Genomic DNA, 17,624 nt, shown 5'->3' with positions numbered 1-17,624 from the left:
TGCGCTGCCGTAGAAAGAGCGATGAGGGAATTCAAGCCGCTTCGTAACGCGGTGGGCGAAAGGGTCAATTGTGGATCAGCACGGTTGGGAAGAGTATTTCGAGGCGGTCAATGGTCGAAAGCCTACGCAGGATGACATCGATGAGGGCATCGCGAAGGGTGAGCTTGAGCTGAGCGACCCGGAGGACGCTGAGAATTCCAGCAATGCTGCTGCTCCTAGTGATGCCGCTGATGCCGCCATTTCCAGCGATGTCGCTGTTTCTGCTGATGCTGCCGTTTCCGCCGGTTCCGCTGATGCCGTCGTTCCCAGCGTGGCGTCTTCCTTGGCGGATAATGGGCAGGATGCATTGCCAACGCAGGCTATACCATCGGCTCAGCCTGTGGCGATGCCAGTTTCTGTCTCTGCCCAGAGCGCTCAGACTGTTCAACTTGCACAGACTGCCAAGTTCTGCACCAGCTGCGGCGCGCAGATTGTGCCGGGAGGGCGATTCTGCAAGAAATGCGGCGCGCAGGTGCTGCAGCAATCCGCAGTGGCGCAATCCGGCAGCCAGCCTGTGGCTGCGGTCCAGCCGGTTCCAGCGACCCAAGTCATGCCGACTGCCCCTGCCCAGCCTGTGCCAATTCAACAGTCTGTGCCAGTCCAGCAATCCGTCCCAATCCAATCTGTGCCGGTCCAGCCTGCGCCAATCCAGCAAACTGTGCCAATCCAACCTATTCCAACCCAATCAGTTTCAGCCGCTGCCCAGCCTCCGAGCGCGGCAGGGCTATTTTTCACCGGTCTGTGGGCGTGGATCATCGGCTCCATCAAGGCTCCGTGGCGCGATGCACCCGATGCCGTTCAGCGGGGCTTCTGCTGGATTTCCATCGTCGTGACCTCGCTGCTCGGCGCACTGGTTCCGGCCACGCTGGCTTGGCGCGCAGTCTCCGCAGTCAGCTCGTACGCCAGCGATAGTCTCACCAATCTTTTCGGCGAATCGATGATGGGACTCGGCGGGTCCGTCGACCAAGGGACATCGACAGCCAACGGCGCGGTCGCCAGCGCCTTCTTCGGCATGGTGATTGGCCTCTTCGTCTTCAATATGGCGTTGGTGCTGTGCATATGGATGGTGCGCAGCGTCTTTCTGCTCGGCAAGGCATTCAGCTTCGACCGGGCGCTCGATTTGGTCGCGCGGCAGTATGTGCTTGTCGCGCTCGCCCTGCTTGCAGCCGAGCTCTTCGCTCTCATCGGTGTTTCGGTTCTGGTTGCTCTCGCGCTGATTGTAGCTATAGTCATCGTCGCGGCAATCGCGAATTTCGGTGTGTTCCAGTCGGTGAATCATCGCAAAGGCAACGACTTCTACCTCAAGCTCCTTGGTTTCGTTGCCACCACCATCATTCTGTGCATTGTGGTGCTGCTCATGTCTGTGCTTGGGCTGCACACGCTGATTGCATCCCTGTAATTTTCTGTAATTCCCGATAAGGTGAGGAAAACCATGAATCCGCAGCAATGGGCATCGTTATTCGCGCAGGCATTCGATCGCAAGCCGACCATCGAGGAATTCAGCGCGGCGAAAGAGGCCGGCTTCCCGATAACGAGCTTGACGGACATCAGTCAGGAAGCACTTCCTCGCGTCTGGGCGCAGGCGTTCGAGACACTGCAGGGCAGAAAGCCGACCGCGCAGGAGTTTCTGTTTGCCAAGCAGGGAGGTTTCGACCTCACAGTGCTGGACGCTGTTGCGGCGCACGCGCAGCCGGAAATACCCAATGCCGGCAGTGCGGCCCAAAACAGTGCAATCCAGGGCAATGTAGCCCAAAACAGTGCTGCCCAGAGCAGCGCATCGGAGCAAATGCCGTCAGCAGCCGCAACGGACAACACTGTCGCCATGCCGCAAGATGCCCTGCCTAGCACCGTTTTTCCCGCCGATGCCGCTGCGACGACGATTATCGAAGCCGTGCCCAGCGACGACCAGATCAATCTGCGTGCGGTATCCGATGTGCTGCCCGACCCGCCTGCGGCGCAGATGCCATTGCAGCTGGGAAGTGTGATCGGAGCGGCCGGAGCGGCCGGAGCTACGGCTGCTCGCACGAAGCGGTCGCGGCTCATCATGTGGCTTGCCATTGCAGCGGCGGTGCTGCTGTGGATCATCGCCTCCACCTTGTACTTCTGCTTCAACTATTTCGGCGTTTCCCCGACAGGTTTCAGCTTCTACTGGACGCATCAGTCAAGCACGCTGACGCGATATGCGGACGACTACGATTCCCACGCCCCGCTGGACGAGAGCACGCTCGGCTGGTATGTGTGGCAGGATACCGGCAAGGCTTTGCAGGCATCCGATATCGCCTATAAGCCCACGCTGCCGTCCTCGCTCTCCATCAGCCCATACACGCCGAATCAGGGCCTGCTGCCCGGTACGTCGGTGCAGCGAACGGGCACGCAGTATTTGATATTCCCCAAGTACCAGATCGCCGTAGCGCCGCAGGAGGTTGCCGTTTCGACGGATACCTCGGGGCTTGACCTCGCGTTGCACGGCAGAGTGGTCGGCACATCCGATTCGACATCGTATTCCGCCTCGGTCAAGCGCCTGTTCCCAGGCAAGTATCAGGCCAGCGCGCGCGGCACCGTCAACAACGTGAAAATCGATCTGGCGAAATCGGTGGATGCCGTGAAAGGGCGGACGCATTCCGATTTCAATCTGCAGTTCGTCACCTTCCACCTGTATTCCAATGTGCTCAATGCCGATGTGTTCATCGGCGACTCCAAAATCGGGACGCTGGACGGCGGCGACTACAAATTCAATCAGATTCCGGTGCTTGCCGATCAGCAGCTTCAGGTGCAGAGGACCTTCCGCGATGGCGTGGTCAAAACGAAGTCAGTACTGGTCTCCTCAATCGCCGACGGGTCGTCACTCTACCTCAATTGGGGCCAGGAGCTGAGCAACAGCGCTGCCAACGACCTCTTCTCCAAGGCGCAGAGCATCTTCTCCCAGCTGTCCAACGCCGAATCAGCGGACAATGTCTCCTCGGTATTCGAAGGCGGAACGGGCAATTCTGCGTACATCCACTTCCGCGATGATAGCGTGACGAACATCAAGTCGCCGCTGCCCGGATTCATGCCGAAATCAATCAGTTTCAGCAATGTCAACGTCAACAGCATCGAGCAGACCGGCGTGAACACTTATAACGTCTCATGGACCATGACCTGGGACTTCTATTACCCGGATGTGAAGAACGACGATAATTCGCAGACCGCCGATGGCGACTATCTGCAGACCTGCCAGTATCTGGCGCAGGTCAAGTATGTGCCGACCGGCAGCGCCTCCACGCAAACCGGCAGCGATTCAGGCTCCGGCTCCTCCTCGTATGATGGCAGCCAGTCGACCTCGTCGGGCGGCGCGGGCGACGATTCGTCCAATTTCCTCATTACATCGCTTGACCCCTCGGTTACCGTTGCCAATGAGAGCAACAATGTCACTATCAATTCAGTCGATTCGAGCGATTCTGGCGACTGACGGCAGCGCTGGTTGGCTGCTGGTTTGTTGCCGGTTAGCTGTCGTTTGGCCGTTAACCGGTGCCGATCGGCTGCCGATCAACTGCGGCAGCGCACGGTTGCGCATGCTATGGCATACCGGGCGTGTTGTGCGTGTTGCGTGAAGTCAAGACCCGCGATATACTTGAGGATTGTTGTGTTTCCCTAAGGGGTCCTTCAAAGCGCTTTCCCACTCGCAACCGAGGACTTTCAGGGAGCCCACGGATAATGAGGCTGAAACTGTCGTGACTTTTCACCACGGCTCTCGAAGCCCGGAACACAATAACCTAAGAAAAGGTACACTCGTGAAAACTTTCACACCGAAGCCAGCTGATCTGACTCACGACTGGTACGTCATCGACGCAACCGACGTGGTGCTCGGCCGACTTGCCACCCAGGCGGCGACGCTGCTGCGCGGCAAGAACAAGCCAACCTTCGCGCCTCACGCCGATTCCGGCAACCATGTCATCATCATCAATGCGGCCAAGATCGCGCTGACGGGCAACAAGCTCGGCAGCAAGGAACTCATCACGCACTCCGGACGCCCCGGCGGCCTGCGTCGTGACAGCTACTCCGATCTGCTGCAGCGCAACCCCGATCGCATCGTCATCTCCGCGGTCAAGGGCATGCTGCCCAAGAACCGTCTGTCCAAGGTGCAGCTGGATAGGCTCCACGTCTTCGCTGGCGCCGAGCATCCGCACACCCCCCAGAAGCCCCAGAACTACGAGATCTCCCAGATCTCGCAGCAGGCCAAGTGAACCGAAAAGGAGACAAGAGAAACATGGCTGAAAACACCAACGACTCCGCGGTTCTCGAGACCGAAGAGGAGCAGGAGCTCACTTCCTACAGCACCGAGACCAACTCCGGCGCAGGCACCGGCACCTCGGCGATCGAACCGGGCTACGGCACCGGCCGCCGCAAGGAAGCCGTCGCCCGCGTGCGACTGATTCCGGGTTCCGGCAAGTGGACCGTCAACGGGCACACGCTTGAGGAGTACTTCCCCTCTCGCCTGCAGCAGCGTGAGGTCAACTCGCCGATCGTGCTGCTCAAGCTCGAGAACAAGTTCGACGCAATCGTCCTCGTCGAGGGCGGCGGCACCACCGGTCAGGCCGGCGCAATCCGCCTGGGCGTAGCTCGTGCGCTCAACGGCATCGACCGCGACGCGAACCGTGCGGCCCTGAAGAAGGCTGGATTTCTGACTCGCGACGCCCGCGCCGTCGAGCGCAAGAAGGCCGGTCTGCACAAGGCACGCCGCGCTCCGCAGTTCTCGAAGCGTTAAGTTCCGCGCGTTATACGCAATACGACATTGGCCCCCTGCGATGCACTCGCAGGGGGCCAATGTCGTATACCAGACATGTTGTGGCGACGTCAGTGTGGCGGCGTCATATCGTAGTGCCGCAGCGTCGACGCCGCCACGCCGCCCCCCTACAAGATCTGCTGCATCAGGCTGATGCAACGCCCGGGGATATCCCAGCTCTGCGTGTGCCCCTGCGTGTGCCCGGCGAATGCCGCAGCCGCATCGTCGCCCGCCGAAGTCCACAGGCATCGCCAATCGCTGTCCGTGGGCAGGCGGAACTGCTGCGTATCCGCATCGCCGTTGATGACGATGAGGACGTTCACCTCGTCATTCGCGGTCAGGCGCATGGTGAAGGCGCGTATCTCGCTGTCGAACCAGTCGCGTTCCATCGGCGTGGTGCCGTCGGGCAGGAACCATTGCACGCGGCTGGACTGCTTGAACAGGCCCAGCTGAGTGAGCCTCGTGAAGAAGTCCTCGTGGTGGTAGAGGTCAAGGGATTTGCGAATCGAGATGAGCTGCGCAACCGATTGCATGCGTCGGGTCTGCGCGCCGGATTCGCCCTGCGCGAGCCAGTCCCATTGCAGCCACGAGATGTCGTTGTCCTGGCAGTACGGATTGTTGTTGCCTTGCTGCGTGTTGCCGAATTCGTCGCCCGCCTCCAGCATCGGCGTGCCGAGCGAGAGCAGCAGCGTGCCGAGCATATTCAACGCAGCGCGTTCGCGGCTCGCGCATATCGCTGTGTCATCGCTGGGGCCTTCCACGCCGAAATTGGCGGAATTGTTGATATCCGACCCGTCGGTGTTGTTCTCGCGGTTGGCCTGGTTGTGCTTGCGCGAGTACATGGTCAGATCGCTCAGCGTGAAGCCGTCATGGCTTACGACGTAGTTGATCGAGGAAGTGGCGCCGCGCCCTGGCTCGGTGGCGAACAGATCGGCTGAGCCGCACAGCCTGGTGGCCATATCCTGCATGCCCACGGTGCCGGCTGTGGCGGCTTTTTCGGCGTCGGAAAGCCAGAACTTGCGCGTGGCGTCTCTGAATCGGTCGTTCCATTCGGCGAAGGGCGAGCCGAACTGCCCGGTCTGCCACCCGGCGTTGCCCAGGTCCCATGGCTCCATGATGAGCTTGAGGTTGCCGAGCAGCAGATCGCTGCGCAGCGCGTACAGGAAGGGGTGGTGGTGGGTGAATTCGCCGTCGAGCCGCGCCAGCGAGGCCGCCAGGTCGAAGCGGAAGCCATCGATGCCGATGCGCTTGGCCCAGTAGCGCAGCGAGTCGATCGCATAGGTGATGATATGCGTGTTCGTGAAGTCCAGCGTGTTGCCGCAGCCGGTGGTGTCCTCAAGCAGGCCGGGATTGTCCTTCCTGCGGCGGTAGTACGAGAGCTCGTCCAAGCCGCGCCAGCACACGGTGGGGCCTTCCGGACCGCCTTCGCAGGTGTGGTTGTAGACCACATCCATGATGACTTCCAGCCCGGCTTCGTGCAGGGCGTGCACCATGTCGATGACTTCCTGGCGCACGGCTTTGGCGCCCTTGCTGCGCGCGGCCTCGGTCGCGTAGGAGGGCTCGGGCGAGAAGTAGCCCAGTGTGGAGTAGCCCCAGTAGTTGGTCAGCCCGTTCTCGCGCACGTGCAGCTCGTCCTGCTTGGCTTGAATGGGCAGCAGCTCGATCGAGGTGACGCCCAGCCGCTGCAGGTACGACAGCGTCTGCGGGTGCGCCAGCCCGGCGTAGGTTCCGCGCAGTTCCTTGGGCAGCCACGGCGCGTTCGCGGTGAAGCCCTTGACATGCAGCTCGTAGATTACCGTCTTGCTCCACGGCACATGCGGATGCGTGGGGTCGCCTACATGCTTGGAGGTGTCGCGGTCGTCGATGGCGACGGACATCGGCACCGAGCCCAGTGAGTCGATGGTGCTCATCCCGTCGAATGCGGAGCCTTTGACTACATTGTCGACAACGTCGCAGGCGTAGGAGAACGCCGCCGGAGTGAGGTCCATCTGCCCGTCGATGCCTTTGGCGTATGGGTCGAGCAGCAGCTTGTACGGGTTGAAGCGCACGCCGTGCTTCGGGTCCCAGGCCCCGTCCACGCGGTAGCCGTAGCGCATGCCGTCCCAGGCTTTCGGCAAGTGGACGTACCACAGGCCGTAGTTGGGGCCGCTCATGCGAAACAGCGTCTCGCGCACGCCGAGCGAGCGCACGATGCGCGTGCTGATATCGTGGGCGCGGATGTGTTTGAGTATGGCGGCGGCATCGCCGTCAAGTACCTGGATGGAGTCGGAGTAGAACGCGGAAGGCCGGGTGACCGGCTCGTAGACGCACAGCCATACCTGATCGGAGGTTTCCGAGCGGACGATGGCATCGGCGCCGCCGTCCTCGGTGAAGTACAGTCCTGGTCGTGTCGCGTAGCGGTGAAGTGGTGGATTGAGCATGCACCCATTGTAGATTGCGGAACTGTACCTTGCCGCAGCAAGGCGCGGCTGCGGTGTTGGCGGCGTTTTTGGCGCGCAATTGTCACGTTTCGGCGCGGTGCGACAGCGGCGAGGAAACAGCGAGGCAACGGCGTGAGCGAAACCGTTGCGATTATGTGAACTGTTAGCGTGAACATTGGTGCTATTCCAACAGACCGTATGCCAAATGAAACGAAACCGCTCATAGTTGATAGTAAATGAACATTTTTTATAACAAAAGATATACAGCAACGAACAAATGTCACTCGGCTTCACTCATGACACGCTCAAAAAATGGCAGCCTCGACAACGTGCAGAAGATTCGCTAATTTGTGATGCAAGTCACAGACGCATGCTCTGCGGCTGGACTCTCAAACTGCGTGCGAATGGTCGTATGACCATATCCAAAGGAGGACACAAGTGACCGACGCGAAGAAGAACAACACCGCAGCCAAACCCAGCGCCGAGGACAAGCAAGCTGCGGCTCAGTCCGAGGTCGATGCCTTGGTGAAACGAGGCCTGAAGGCGCTCGAGGAATTCGAGGAGCTGGACCAGGAGCAGGTGGATAGGATCGTGGGCAAAGCCTCGGTCGCCGCGCTCAAGAACCATCTCGTGCTCGCGAAGATGGCCGTCGATGAGACCGGGCGAGGCCTGGTGGAAGACAAGGCGACCAAGAACATCTTCGCCTGCGAGCATGTGACCCACTATATGGCGGGTCAGAAGACGGTGGGCATCATCAGCGAGGACGACGTGCTGGGCATCGACGAGGTCGCCGAGCCGGTCGGCGTGGTAGCCGGCGTCACCCCGGTGACGAACCCGACATCGACCGCGATCTTCAAGTCGCTGCTTGCCTTGAAGACCCGCTGTCCGATTGTGTTCGGCTTCCACCCCTTCGCTCAGAAGTCCTCGGTCGAGGCCGCACGCATCGTGCGTGACGCGGCGGTCGCAGCCGGCGCTCCGAAGGACTGCATCCAGTGGATCGAGCATCCTTCGATCGCCGCGACCGGCGCGCTGATGCAGCATCCCGGCATCGCCACCATTCTGGCCACCGGTGGCCCGGGCATGGTCAAGGCCGCATACACCTCCGGCAAGCCGGCCCTCGGCGTGGGACCGGGCAACGCTCCGGCCTATGTGGACAACGATGTTGACGTGGTGCGCGCAGCCAACGATCTGGTGCTGTCCAAGCACTTCGACTATGGCATGATCTGCGCCACGGAGCAGGCCATCATCGCACATGCCGACATCTACGATCAGCTGGTCGCTGAGCTCAAGCGCCGCAAGTCCTACTTCGTCAACGAGGAGGAGAAGGCCAAGCTCGAGCAGTACATGTTCGGCTGCACCTCCTACTCCGGCGGCACGCCGAAGCTCAATTCGATCGTTCCGGGCAAGTCGCCCCAGTTCATTGCCCACGAGGCCGGGTTCGAAATACCTGACGACGTGACGATTCTGGTCGCCGAATGCCGCGAGGTCGGTGAGATGGAGCCGCTGACGATGGAGAAGCTCTGCCCGGTCCACGCACTGCTCAAGGCGAAGGACAAGGAGCAGGCCTTCGAGATGTGCGAGCAGATGCTGGTGCACGGCGCGGGGCACAGCGCGGCTATCCACACGAACAACCAGGAACTCGTGCGCGAATACGGCCTGCGTATGCACGCCTGCCGCATCATCTGGAACCAGCCCTCGTCGCTGGGCGGCATCGGCGACATCTACAATTCGATCGCGCCTTCGCTCACCCTGGGCTGCGGCTCCTACGGCGGCAACTCCGTGGCGGGCAACGTCCAGGCCGTCAACCTCATCAACGTCAAGCGCATCGCACGAAGGAACAACAACATGCAATGGTTCAAGGTTCCGGCCAAAACATATTTCGAGCCCAACGCCATCCGCTACCTGCGCGATATGTACAACATCCGCAGGGCCGTCATCATCTGCGACAAGGTGATGGAGCAGCTGGGCGTCGTCGACAAGATCATCGACCAGCTGCGCGCACGTCCTGAGCTCGTCACCTTCCGCATCATCGACTACGTCGAGCCCGAGCCATCGGTGGAGACCGTGGAGCGCGGCGCCGCCATGATGCGCGACGAGTTCGAGCCCGACACGATCATCGCCGTGGGCGGCGGCTCGCCGATGGACGCCGCGAAGATCATGTGGCTGCTCTACGAGCACCCGGAGATCTCCTTCGACGATGTGCGTGAGAAGTTCTTCGATATCCGCAAGCGTGCGTTCAGGATTCCGCCGCTAGGCAAGAAGGCGCGGCTCGTGTGCGTGCCGACCTCCTCCGGCACCGGTTCGGAAGTGACGCCGTTCGCGGTGATCTCCGATCACAAGACCGGCTACAAGTACGCAATCACCGATTACGCGCTGACGCCGACCGTCGCCATCGTCGATCCCGTGTTGGCCCGCACCCAGCCGCATACGCTGGCGCAGGACTCCGGCTTCGATGCGCTCACGCACGCGATGGAATCCTTCGTGTCCGTGTACGCGAACGATTTCACCGACGCGATGGCGCTGCACGCCGCGAAGCTGATCTGGGACAATCTCGCCGATTCGGTCAATGCGGCTCCCGGCCTGCGCAGGACCGAGGCCCAGGAGAAGATGCACAATGCGGCTACGATGGCCGGCATGGCCTTCGGGTCCGCGTTCCTAGGCATGTGCCACGGCATGGCGCACACGATCGGCGCCCTGTGCGGCGTCGCCCACGGGCACACCAACGGCGTGCTCCTGCCCTATGTGATTCGCTACAACGGCAGCATTCCGCAGGAGGCCACGAGCTGGCCGAAGTACAACAAGTACGTCGCTCCGGCGCGTTACCGCGAGTTCGCGAAGGTGCTCGGCGTGGACCCGGGCGCCACGGACGCCGAGGGTGTGGAGAATCTCGCCCGTGCGGTCGAGGACTACCGCAGCAACAAGCTCGATATGGACAAGAGCTTCCAGGCGTGCGGCGTGGACGAGGACTACTTCTGGAGCATCCTCGACCAGATAGGCATGCGCGCCTACGAAGACCAGTGCACGCCCGCGAACCCGCGCGTCCCGATGATCGAGGACATGAAGGACATCGCCATCGCCGCCTACTACGGCGTGCCCCAGGCCGAAGGCCACCGGCTGCGCGCCGAGCGCCAAGGCGCATCCGCCACGGTCGAGGCTTCGCAAGTAGCCAAGGGCTGAGTCGAGCTGAGTCAGGGTTCGCTGAGTCTCTGAGTCCCGTTGGTGTTGCCGGCACAGTGTCATCGCTGTGCCGGCAACACCAACGGGACTCTTGCATGTTCTGCCCGTTCTGCCCGTACTAGGCGTCGGGCTCGGCCGGTCAGCGTACGTTTTCTGGCACGCTCACGCAGTCTGTATTGGAAAACGTACACTGAGTGCGGGTGAGCGTACGTTTTCCAATACAGACTGCGTGAGCGTGCCAGAAAACGTACGCTGACACGCGCTGCGTGGCGCACATGAGCACCCGCGGCGTTGGGGGGGCATCGTAATCGCGCTGGATGCCGGGCCCCGGCGTGTCGAATTGGCCAGCCTTCGACCACATTGGCCGGTTGCGCTATGCAGGGCAGGCTCGGCTCCGATAGCGTCGCAGTATGAGACGAAATACGAAACTTGAAGCCATATTCGCTGGGGCCGAGGCGAGCCGCCGCTGCCTATGGGCCGAGAACGATGCCCAGCGCCGGATGCTGCGGCGAAGAGCCGACTGCGGCGAGCTGGTGCAGCTGCATGGACACTACTATGCGCGGGCAGTGTATTGGGAGACGCTAGGCATGGGCGAGCAATACCGCCACGTCATCCGATCGCACGCAGTGCTCCAACCGAATTGGGTTTTCTGCGATATGACCGCCGCGGCGATGCATGGCCTTGCTGTCGGGCCAGCGGATACTATGGCACTGGCCGAAAATACGGCATCGCCTGATGGCCCTGATAGCACAGCGCCGAGCCATGCGAAGCTGCGTGCAGAGTCATGGCATGGTGCAGGGTCACGGCGTCGTGCAGAGTCACGGTGTAGTGCAGAGTCGCCAGCTGCACTGCCGCAGCACATGAATCAGCTGCATGTCACCACGACGAGAAACGGTCGGGCCAGGGACTGCGAGTCGATCAAGTACCATTACGCATGCGCGCTCCGCTACGAAACCGTCGACGGGGTCAAGGTAACCGGCCTGCGGCAGACGCTATTCGACTGCGCGCGGCACCACGAGCTCAATGACGCGCTCCCTGTCATCAAATCCGCGCTGCACGGCGGCTTCGTGGCGCAAGCTGACCTCGCCAACGATTTCGACACCCTGCCCGGCCGCCATCGCGCCCACGCCCTATCGGTCCTCCTCCATGCGATATAAGGTATGCCACGAAAAACGGCGATAAATGCGACACCGTTAAGCGGGCAGTCCAGTGGACTGCCCGTAGGTAACGCTGAGGCCCCGCTAAGGGGACGAAGTAAGAAAGACGATTTGCGCGACACGCGCAAATTCCTCATATACCCCCTCAATGCTTTAATAGAGAAGTTGCCTGTTTTGGGCTCGCATATTGGAATCAAAAAAGCGAGTGCGGCGGCGGGTTCATCGTGTGGATGCATATGGTGAACGTCGCGTGCTGCACACTGATGCGTTGGACCGCGGGGTCGTACCCGGGGGTCCCGTGCGCCGGTGTCCTTGAAGAGCAGGCTGGTAAACAGTAAACGAATCGCTAGAAAGGGCGGACGGCAATGGCGGGACAGAAAATCCGCATCAGGCTTAAGTCCTATGACCATGAGGTCATCGACCAATCGGCGAAGAAAATCGTCGAGACGGTTACGAACGCGGGCGCCACTGTGGTGGGCCCGGTTCCTCTGCCGACCGAGAAGAACGTGTTCTGCGTGATCCGCTCTCCTCATAAGTACAAGGATTCTCGCGAGCATTTCGAGATGCGCACGCATAAGCGCCTCATCGACATCGTGGACCCCACGCCCAAGGCTGTGGACTCCCTGATGCACATCGATCTGCCTGCAGATGTCAATATCGAGATCAAGCTGTAGGGGAGGAGGAAACCGCAATGTCGCAAAAGACTAATCGCACCGCGCTGCTGGGCAAGAAGCTTGGCATGTCGCAGGTCTGGGATGAGAACGGCTTCTTCGTTCCCGTCACGCTCGTCGACGTCTCCACCAACGTGGTCACGACCGTCAAGACCGAGGAAAGCGACGGCTACAACGCCGTGCAGCTCGGCTACGGCCAAATCGACCCGACCAAGGTGACCAAGCCCCTCGCGGGCCACTTCGCCAAGGCCGGCGTGACCCCGCGCCGTCACCTCGCCGAGGTGCGCACCGAGAACGCCGCCGAGTTCGAGGCCGGCCAGGAGCTGAGCGCCGAACTCTTCGGCGAAGGCGCTGTGGTGGATGTCACTGGCACCACCAAGGGCAAGGGCTTCGCAGGCACCATCAAGCGCTGGGGCTTCAAGTCCTATCGTCGTACCCACGGCTCGCACAAGAACGAACGTCGCCCCGGTTCCGTCGGCGCGTGCGCCACGCCGAGCCGCATCCTCAAGGGCAAGCGCATGGCTGGCCGCATGGGCCACGTCACCTCCACCGTGCAGAACCTCACCGTGGTTTCCACGGATGTGGAGAATGGCATCATCGCGATCAAGGGCGCCGTTCCCGGCCCCAAGGGCGCTATCGTGCTTGTCCGTTCCGCAGTGAAGGGAGCCTGAGACAATGGCTAACGTTACTTTGAACGTCACTGACGCCAAGGGCAAGTCCGCCGGATCCGTCGAAGCTCCTGCCGATATCTTCGGCATCTCCGACGAAGACGTGCAGGCGCATGTCCCGCTGATTCACCAGGTGGTCATCGCGCAGCTCGCGGCGGCCCGCCAAGGCACGCACGCCACCAAGAATCGCGGTGCGGTCTCCGGCGGCGGCAAGAAGCCATGGAAGCAGAAGGGCACCGGTCGTGCTCGTCAGGGTTCGATCCGTGCGCCGCAATGGGCTCACGGCGGCATCGCCCACGGTCCGGTTCCGCGCAGCTACGAGCAGCGCACCCCGAAGAAGATGAAGGCCAGCGCCCTGCGCTACGTCCTGTCCAATCGGGCCAACAACGATCGCATCGCCATCGTGGATCTGGGCATCACCGATACCCCGTCCACCAAGACCGCGATCGCCGCACTCACCCCTGTGACCGAGAACAAGTTCACCACGGTCGTGCTTTCGCGCGACAGCGTGAACGAGTGGCTCTCCGTGCGCAACATCCCCACCGTGCATGTGATCTTCGCCGATCAGCTCAACACGTACGATGTGGTCACCGCTCAATACATCGTCTTCACGAAGGAAGGCTTCGATGCCTTCGTCGCCGCGAAGACCGAGCCGACCGTCAAGGAGGTCTGATCACCATGGTCGCTATTCACAAGCCAGCACATGACATCATCCTCAAGCCTGTCGTCTCCGAGAAGAGCTATGCGGCATCCGATCGCGGGCAGTACACCTTCGTGGTGGCGCCCACCGCGAACAAGGTGCAGATCAAGCAGGCCATCGAGGAGATCTTCAAGGTCAAGGTGACGAACGTCAACACCCTCAACCGCTCCGGCAAGCGCCAGCGCACCCGCTCGGGCTTTGGCCAGCGTGTGAGCCAGAAGCGCGCCATCGTGTCCGTGGCCGAGGGCCAGACGATCGACATCTTCGGTAACTGAAGGTTAGCCGAGAAAGTCAAAGGAAGAACTACATTATGGCTATCCGTACATATAAGCCGACCTCTGCGGGCCGTCGCAACGCTTCGGTTTCGGATTTCTCCGAGATCACGCGCTCCACGCCTGAGAAGTCGCTCGTTCGCAAGCTGTCCAAAACCGGCGGACGCAATTCTTACGGCCGTATGACCTCCCGCCATCGCGGCGGCGGTCACAAGCGCCAGTATCGTCTCATCGACTTCAGGCGCTGGAACAAGGACGGCGTGCCGGCCAAGGTCGCTCACATCGAGTATGACCCCAACCGCTCCGCCCGCATCGCACTGCTGCACTATGCCGACGGCGAGAAGCGCTACATCATCGCGCCCGAAGGCATCAGCCAGGGCGACGCGATCGAGACGGGCGCCCAGGCCGATATCAAGCCGGGCAACAACCTGCCGCTGCGCAATATCCCGACCGGTACCATCGTGCACGCCATCGAGCTGCGCCCCTTGGGCGGCGCGAAGATCGCGCGTTCCGCAGGCGCCGGCGTCCAGCTGGTCGCCAAGGATGGAGCCTACGCTCAGCTGCGCATGCCGTCCGGCGAAATCCGCAACGTCGACGCCCGCTGCCGCGCCACCGTCGGTGAGGTCGGCAATGCCGATCACGCCAACGTGGAGCTCGGCAAGGCCGGTCGCGCCCGCTGGAAGGGCAAGCGCCCAATCGTCCGTGGCGAGTCCATGAACGCCGTCGACCATCCGCACGGTGGCACCACACGCGGCGGTCGTCCGCCCGTGTCGCCATGGGGCAAGGGTGAAGTCCGCACGCGTCATCCGAAGAAGGCTTCGAACAAGATGATCGTTCGTCGTCGTCCGAATGGTAAGAACCGCAAGTAAGGGAGTGTCGAGCAGATGACTCGAAGCATCAAGAAGGGCCCCTTCGTCGACGCCCACCTACAGAAGAAAGTCGACGTTCAGAATGAGAAGGGCACGCACAACGTCATCAAGACGTGGTCGCGCCGTTCGATGATCACGCCTGATTTCATCGGGCACACCTTCGCCGTTCATGACGGCCGCAAGCATGTCCCGGTGTTCGTCACCGAGGCCATGGTCGGCCACAAGCTCGGTGAATTCGCCCCGACCAAGACCTTCCGAGGCCATGTGAAGGACGACAAAAAGGCACGCCGCTAAAGGAGAGCAGAGACTTATGGAAGCTAAAGCAATCGCTCGTCACGTACGCGTGACGCCGCGCAAGGCTCGCCGCATGGTCGACCTCATCCGAGGCAAGCAGGCGACACAGGCCATCACCACCCTCAAGTTCGCCCCTCAGGACGCTGCCACTCCGGTGCGCAAGGTTCTGGAGAGCGCTATCGCGAACGCTCGCGTCAAGGCCGACAAGGCCGGCGAGGCGTTCCATGAGAACGATTTGTATATCACGGAGACGTATGTGGACGAAGGCGTGACGCTCAAGCGTTTCCGCGCTCGTGCACAGGGCCGGGCCGCTCGTATCAACAAGCGCACCAGCCATATCACGGTCGTTGTCGCCAACAAGGAAGGAGCCCGCTAAAGATGGGTCAGAAGATCAATCCCTTCGGATACCGCCTGGGCATCACCGAAGACCACCGTTCCAAGTGGTTCTCAGATTCCAACAAGGCCGGCGAACGCTACCGTGATTTCGTCCTCGAAGACGATGAGATCCGCAAGGTCATGAGCAAGGACCTCGAGCGTGCGGGAGTCTCCCGCATCATTATCGAGCGCACTCGCGACCGTGTGCGTGTGGACATCCACACCGCGCGTCCGGGCATTGTGATCGGCCGCCGCGGAGCTGAAGCCGAGCGCGTTCGCGCCAAGCTCGAGAAGCTCACGGGCAAGCAGGTCCAGCTCAACATCTTCGAAGTGAAGAACGCCGCGCTCGATGCGCAGCTGGTCGCTCAGGGCATTGCCGAGCAGCTGACCAACCGCGTCACCTTCCGCCGCGCGATGCGCAAGGCCCAGCAGGATGCTATGCATGCTGGCGCCAAGGGCATCCGTATCAAGCTCTCCGGCCGTCTCGGCGGCGCGGAAATGAGCCGTTCCGAGTTCTACCGCGAGGGTCGCGTTCCGCTGCAGACCCTGCGCGCCCTGATTGATTACGGCTTCTTCGAAGCCAAGACCACCTACGGCCGCATCGGCGTGAAGGTGTGGATCTACAAGGGCGACATGACCGAGCACGAGTTCGAAGAGCAGCAGGCCCAGCAGGGTGCGAGCCGCCCCGGCCGCCGTGGTGGCGATCGCCGCCCGCGCCGTGGACAGCGCCCCGCCTCGCAGCACAGGACCGACGCCGCGCCAGCGACCGAAGCCCCGGCTGCAGCTCCTGCCGCTGCGGCTGCTCCTGCTACAGAAGTGAAGGAGTGAGCTAAATGCTTATCCCAAAGAGGACCAAGTATCGTAAACAGCAGCGTCCGACCCGCCGTGGCATGTCCAAGGGCGGCAACGAGATCGCCTTCGGCGATTACGGCATTCAGGCGCTTGCTCCCGCATACGTGACCAACCGCCAGATCGAGGCCGCTCGTATCGCCATGACCCGCTACATCAAGCGTGGCGGTCGTGTGTGGATCACGATCTTCCCTGATCGTCCGCTCACCAAGCACGCGCTTGGCTCGCGAATGGGTTCAGGTAAGGGCGTGCCGGAGTTCTGGGTCGCCAACGTGCGCCCCGGGCGCGTCATGTTCGAGATCGGCGGCGTTACCGAGGACATCGCTCACGAGGCCCTGCGCCGCGCGATCGACAAGCTCCCGATGAAGTGCCGTATTATTGCTCGCGAAGGCGGTGACATCTGATGTCAGTCGGAACTGCAGACTACACCATCAAGAATCTCAACGAGAAGACCAATGACGAGATCGAGGGCTTCCTCAAGAAGTCCAAGGAAGAGCTGTTCAACCTGCGCTTCCAGAACGCCACGGGCCAGCTCGACAACTCCGCTCGTCTCAAGGCCGTCAAGCGCGATGTCGCCAGGATGTACACCGTCCTGCGCGAACGCGAGCTGGGCATCAGCCAGGCTCCTGAGGCAAGCGAAACCAAGACCGAGGAGAAGTAAGCATGGCTGAAAAGCAAGAGCGCAACTTCCGCAAGACTCGTAGCGGCTATGTCGTGTCCGACGCTATGGACAAGACGGTCACCGTCGAGCTCGAGCAGCGTTCGACCCACCCCCTGTACGGCAAGGTCGTGCGTACTACCCGTACGGTCAAAGCCCATGACGAACACAACGACGCCCACGTTGGCGACCTCGTGAGTATCATGGAAACTCGGCCTCTGAGCAAGACCAAGCGTTGGCGCGTCGAATCAATCGTCGAGCGCGCCAAGTAACAAGTTCGGCAAGGCTCCGCGAGACACCTGCAAGGGTGCTCGGGGAGAACCAGCTCGGCTAAGGAGAATCAATGATTCAGCAGGAAACGCGGCTTCATGTCGCCGACAACACGGGTGCCAAGGAGATCTTGGCCATCCGCGTGCTCGGCGGGTCGAAGCGACGCTATGCCGGCATTGGCGACGTGATCGTCGCCTCCGTCAAGGATGCGATCCCTGGCGGGTCGGTCAAGAAGGGCGACGTGGTCAAGGCCGTCGTCGTCCGCACTGTCAAGGAGCACCGTCGCACCGACGGCTCCTACATCAAGTTCGACGAGAACGCCGCCGTCATTCTCGGCTCTGGCCGTGAACCCAAGGGCACTCGTATCTTCGGACCGGTCGGTCGTGAACTGCGCGACAAGCGCTTCATGAGGATCGTGTCCCTCGCCCCGGAGGTGATCTGAG

18 protein-coding genes and 1 pseudogene are annotated in these 17,624 nt (G+C 61.6%); 18 read left to right on the top strand and 1 reads right to left on the bottom strand.

Going from position 1 to position 17,624, the window contains the following annotated elements:
• Positions 1–70: 70 nt before the first annotated feature.
• From DDF78_RS03135 to rpsI, 4 genes are all read left to right on the top strand, one after another.
• Positions 71–1,438, top strand: coding sequence for a DUF6574 domain-containing protein (locus DDF78_RS03135; RefSeq protein ID WP_152580343.1), 1,368 nt, complete (start codon positions 71–73; stop codon positions 1,436–1,438).
• Between the two features lie 33 nt (positions 1,439–1,471).
• Entirely contained in the window at positions 1,472–3,487 is a 2,016-nt protein-coding gene (locus tag DDF78_RS03130) for a TcaA 3rd/4th domain-containing protein (protein ID WP_152580342.1), read from the top strand.
• 322 nt (positions 3,488–3,809) lie between these two features.
• Positions 3,810–4,262 carry a 50S ribosomal protein L13 gene (gene rplM, locus DDF78_RS03125; protein WP_152580341.1) on the top strand — a complete coding sequence of 151 codons (453 nt, stop codon included), beginning with the start codon at positions 3,810–3,812 and terminating at the stop codon, positions 4,260–4,262.
• A 23-nt stretch (positions 4,263–4,285) separates the two neighbouring features.
• A complete protein-coding gene (gene rpsI / locus DDF78_RS03120) occupies positions 4,286–4,783 on the top strand; it encodes a 30S ribosomal protein S9 (protein WP_152580340.1) in 498 nt (165 codons plus the stop codon).
• 218 nt (positions 4,784–5,001) lie between these two features.
• On the opposite strand, the pseudogene glgX reads toward rpsI, so the two are convergent.
• Positions 5,002–7,221, bottom strand: a pseudogene (gene glgX / locus DDF78_RS03115) (glycogen debranching protein GlgX); the annotation flags it as partial.
• Positions 7,222–7,659: 438 nt separating this feature from the next.
• Between glgX and adhE the strand changes: the two are divergent.
• The 14 genes from adhE (at position 7,660) to rplN (ending at position 17,623) form a co-directional block, all read left to right on the top strand.
• Entirely contained in the window at positions 7,660–10,398 is a 2,739-nt protein-coding gene (gene adhE / locus DDF78_RS03110) for a bifunctional acetaldehyde-CoA/alcohol dehydrogenase (RefSeq protein WP_152580338.1), read from the top strand.
• Positions 10,399–10,808: 410 nt separating this feature from the next.
• On the top strand, positions 10,809–11,555 hold the full coding sequence (locus tag DDF78_RS03105) for a hypothetical protein (protein WP_152580337.1): 747 nt from the start codon (positions 10,809–10,811) through the stop codon (positions 11,553–11,555).
• 365 nt (positions 11,556–11,920) lie between these two features.
• Entirely contained in the window at positions 11,921–12,229 is a 309-nt protein-coding gene (gene rpsJ, locus DDF78_RS03100) for a 30S ribosomal protein S10 (protein ID WP_003827292.1), read from the top strand.
• A gap of 17 nt (positions 12,230–12,246) precedes the next feature.
• Positions 12,247–12,897, top strand: coding sequence for a 50S ribosomal protein L3 (gene rplC, locus DDF78_RS03095; RefSeq protein WP_152580336.1), 651 nt, complete (start codon positions 12,247–12,249; stop codon positions 12,895–12,897).
• Between the two features lie 4 nt (positions 12,898–12,901).
• Positions 12,902–13,567 carry a 50S ribosomal protein L4 gene (gene rplD / locus DDF78_RS03090; RefSeq protein ID WP_152580335.1) on the top strand — a complete coding sequence of 222 codons (666 nt, stop codon included), beginning with the start codon at positions 12,902–12,904 and terminating at the stop codon, positions 13,565–13,567.
• Between the two features lie 5 nt (positions 13,568–13,572).
• Positions 13,573–13,869 (top strand): 50S ribosomal protein L23, encoded by a 297-nt coding sequence (gene rplW, locus DDF78_RS03085; protein ID WP_152580334.1) that lies wholly within the window; start codon positions 13,573–13,575, stop codon positions 13,867–13,869.
• Positions 13,870–13,904: 35 nt separating this feature from the next.
• Complete coding sequence (gene rplB / locus DDF78_RS03080; RefSeq protein WP_152580333.1) at positions 13,905–14,735, top strand: 50S ribosomal protein L2; 831 nt, start codon at positions 13,905–13,907, stop codon at positions 14,733–14,735.
• 15 nt (positions 14,736–14,750) lie between these two features.
• A complete protein-coding gene (gene rpsS, locus DDF78_RS03075; protein ID WP_024464333.1) occupies positions 14,751–15,029 on the top strand; it encodes a 30S ribosomal protein S19 in 279 nt (92 codons plus the stop codon).
• A 16-nt stretch (positions 15,030–15,045) separates the two neighbouring features.
• Positions 15,046–15,405 carry a 50S ribosomal protein L22 gene (gene rplV / locus DDF78_RS03070; protein ID WP_152580332.1) on the top strand — a complete coding sequence of 120 codons (360 nt, stop codon included), beginning with the start codon at positions 15,046–15,048 and terminating at the stop codon, positions 15,403–15,405.
• A gap of 2 nt (positions 15,406–15,407) precedes the next feature.
• The gene (rpsC, locus tag DDF78_RS03065) at positions 15,408–16,232 is read left to right on the top strand and encodes a 30S ribosomal protein S3 (protein ID WP_152580331.1); all 825 of its coding nucleotides are present in this window, start codon (positions 15,408–15,410) and stop codon (positions 16,230–16,232) included.
• Positions 16,233–16,237: 5 nt separating this feature from the next.
• A complete protein-coding gene (rplP, locus tag DDF78_RS03060; protein WP_152580330.1) occupies positions 16,238–16,657 on the top strand; it encodes a 50S ribosomal protein L16 in 420 nt (139 codons plus the stop codon).
• Positions 16,657–16,914 (top strand): 50S ribosomal protein L29, encoded by a 258-nt coding sequence (rpmC, locus tag DDF78_RS03055; RefSeq protein ID WP_152580329.1) that lies wholly within the window; start codon positions 16,657–16,659, stop codon positions 16,912–16,914. The genes rplP and rpmC overlap by 1 nt, the downstream gene beginning before the upstream one ends.
• Before the next feature lie 2 nt (positions 16,915–16,916).
• A complete protein-coding gene (gene rpsQ, locus DDF78_RS03050; RefSeq protein ID WP_152580328.1) occupies positions 16,917–17,183 on the top strand; it encodes a 30S ribosomal protein S17 in 267 nt (88 codons plus the stop codon).
• 71 nt (positions 17,184–17,254) lie between these two features.
• Positions 17,255–17,623 (top strand): 50S ribosomal protein L14, encoded by a 369-nt coding sequence (gene rplN / locus DDF78_RS03045; RefSeq protein ID WP_152580327.1) that lies wholly within the window; start codon positions 17,255–17,257, stop codon positions 17,621–17,623.
• Position 17,624: the final 1 nt, after the last annotated feature.

The organism is Bifidobacterium tibiigranuli, assembly GCF_009371885.1.
Classification (GTDB): Bacteria; Actinomycetota; Actinomycetes; order Actinomycetales; family Bifidobacteriaceae; genus Bifidobacterium; species Bifidobacterium tibiigranuli.
This window is presented reverse-complemented; position numbering and strand designations above follow the sequence as displayed.

Bases quoted from the DNA above. Each gene is read 5' to 3' on its own strand.
- DDF78_RS03130 (WP_152580342.1), top strand. From the start codon at position 1,472: ATGAATCCGCAGCAATGGGCATCGTTATTCGCGCAGGCATTCGATCGC.
- rpsI (WP_152580340.1), top strand. From the start codon at position 4,286: ATGGCTGAAAACACCAACGACTCCGCGGTTCTCGAGACCGAAGAGGAG.
- DDF78_RS03105 (WP_152580337.1), top strand. From the start codon at position 10,809: ATGAGACGAAATACGAAACTTGAAGCCATATTCGCTGGGGCCGAGGCG.
- rpsJ (WP_003827292.1), top strand. From the start codon at position 11,921: ATGGCGGGACAGAAAATCCGCATCAGGCTTAAGTCCTATGACCATGAG.
- rplC (WP_152580336.1), top strand. From the start codon at position 12,247: ATGTCGCAAAAGACTAATCGCACCGCGCTGCTGGGCAAGAAGCTTGGC.
- rplD (WP_152580335.1), top strand. From the start codon at position 12,902: ATGGCTAACGTTACTTTGAACGTCACTGACGCCAAGGGCAAGTCCGCC.
- rplW (WP_152580334.1), top strand. From the start codon at position 13,573: ATGGTCGCTATTCACAAGCCAGCACATGACATCATCCTCAAGCCTGTC.
- rplB (WP_152580333.1), top strand. From the start codon at position 13,905: ATGGCTATCCGTACATATAAGCCGACCTCTGCGGGCCGTCGCAACGCT.
- rpsS (WP_024464333.1), top strand. From the start codon at position 14,751: ATGACTCGAAGCATCAAGAAGGGCCCCTTCGTCGACGCCCACCTACAG.
- rplV (WP_152580332.1), top strand. From the start codon at position 15,046: ATGGAAGCTAAAGCAATCGCTCGTCACGTACGCGTGACGCCGCGCAAG.
- rpsC (WP_152580331.1), top strand. From the start codon at position 15,408: ATGGGTCAGAAGATCAATCCCTTCGGATACCGCCTGGGCATCACCGAA.
- rplP (WP_152580330.1), top strand. From the start codon at position 16,238: ATGCTTATCCCAAAGAGGACCAAGTATCGTAAACAGCAGCGTCCGACC.
- rpmC (WP_152580329.1), top strand. From the start codon at position 16,657: ATGTCAGTCGGAACTGCAGACTACACCATCAAGAATCTCAACGAGAAG.
- rpsQ (WP_152580328.1), top strand. From the start codon at position 16,917: ATGGCTGAAAAGCAAGAGCGCAACTTCCGCAAGACTCGTAGCGGCTAT.
- rplN (WP_152580327.1), top strand. From the start codon at position 17,255: ATGATTCAGCAGGAAACGCGGCTTCATGTCGCCGACAACACGGGTGCC.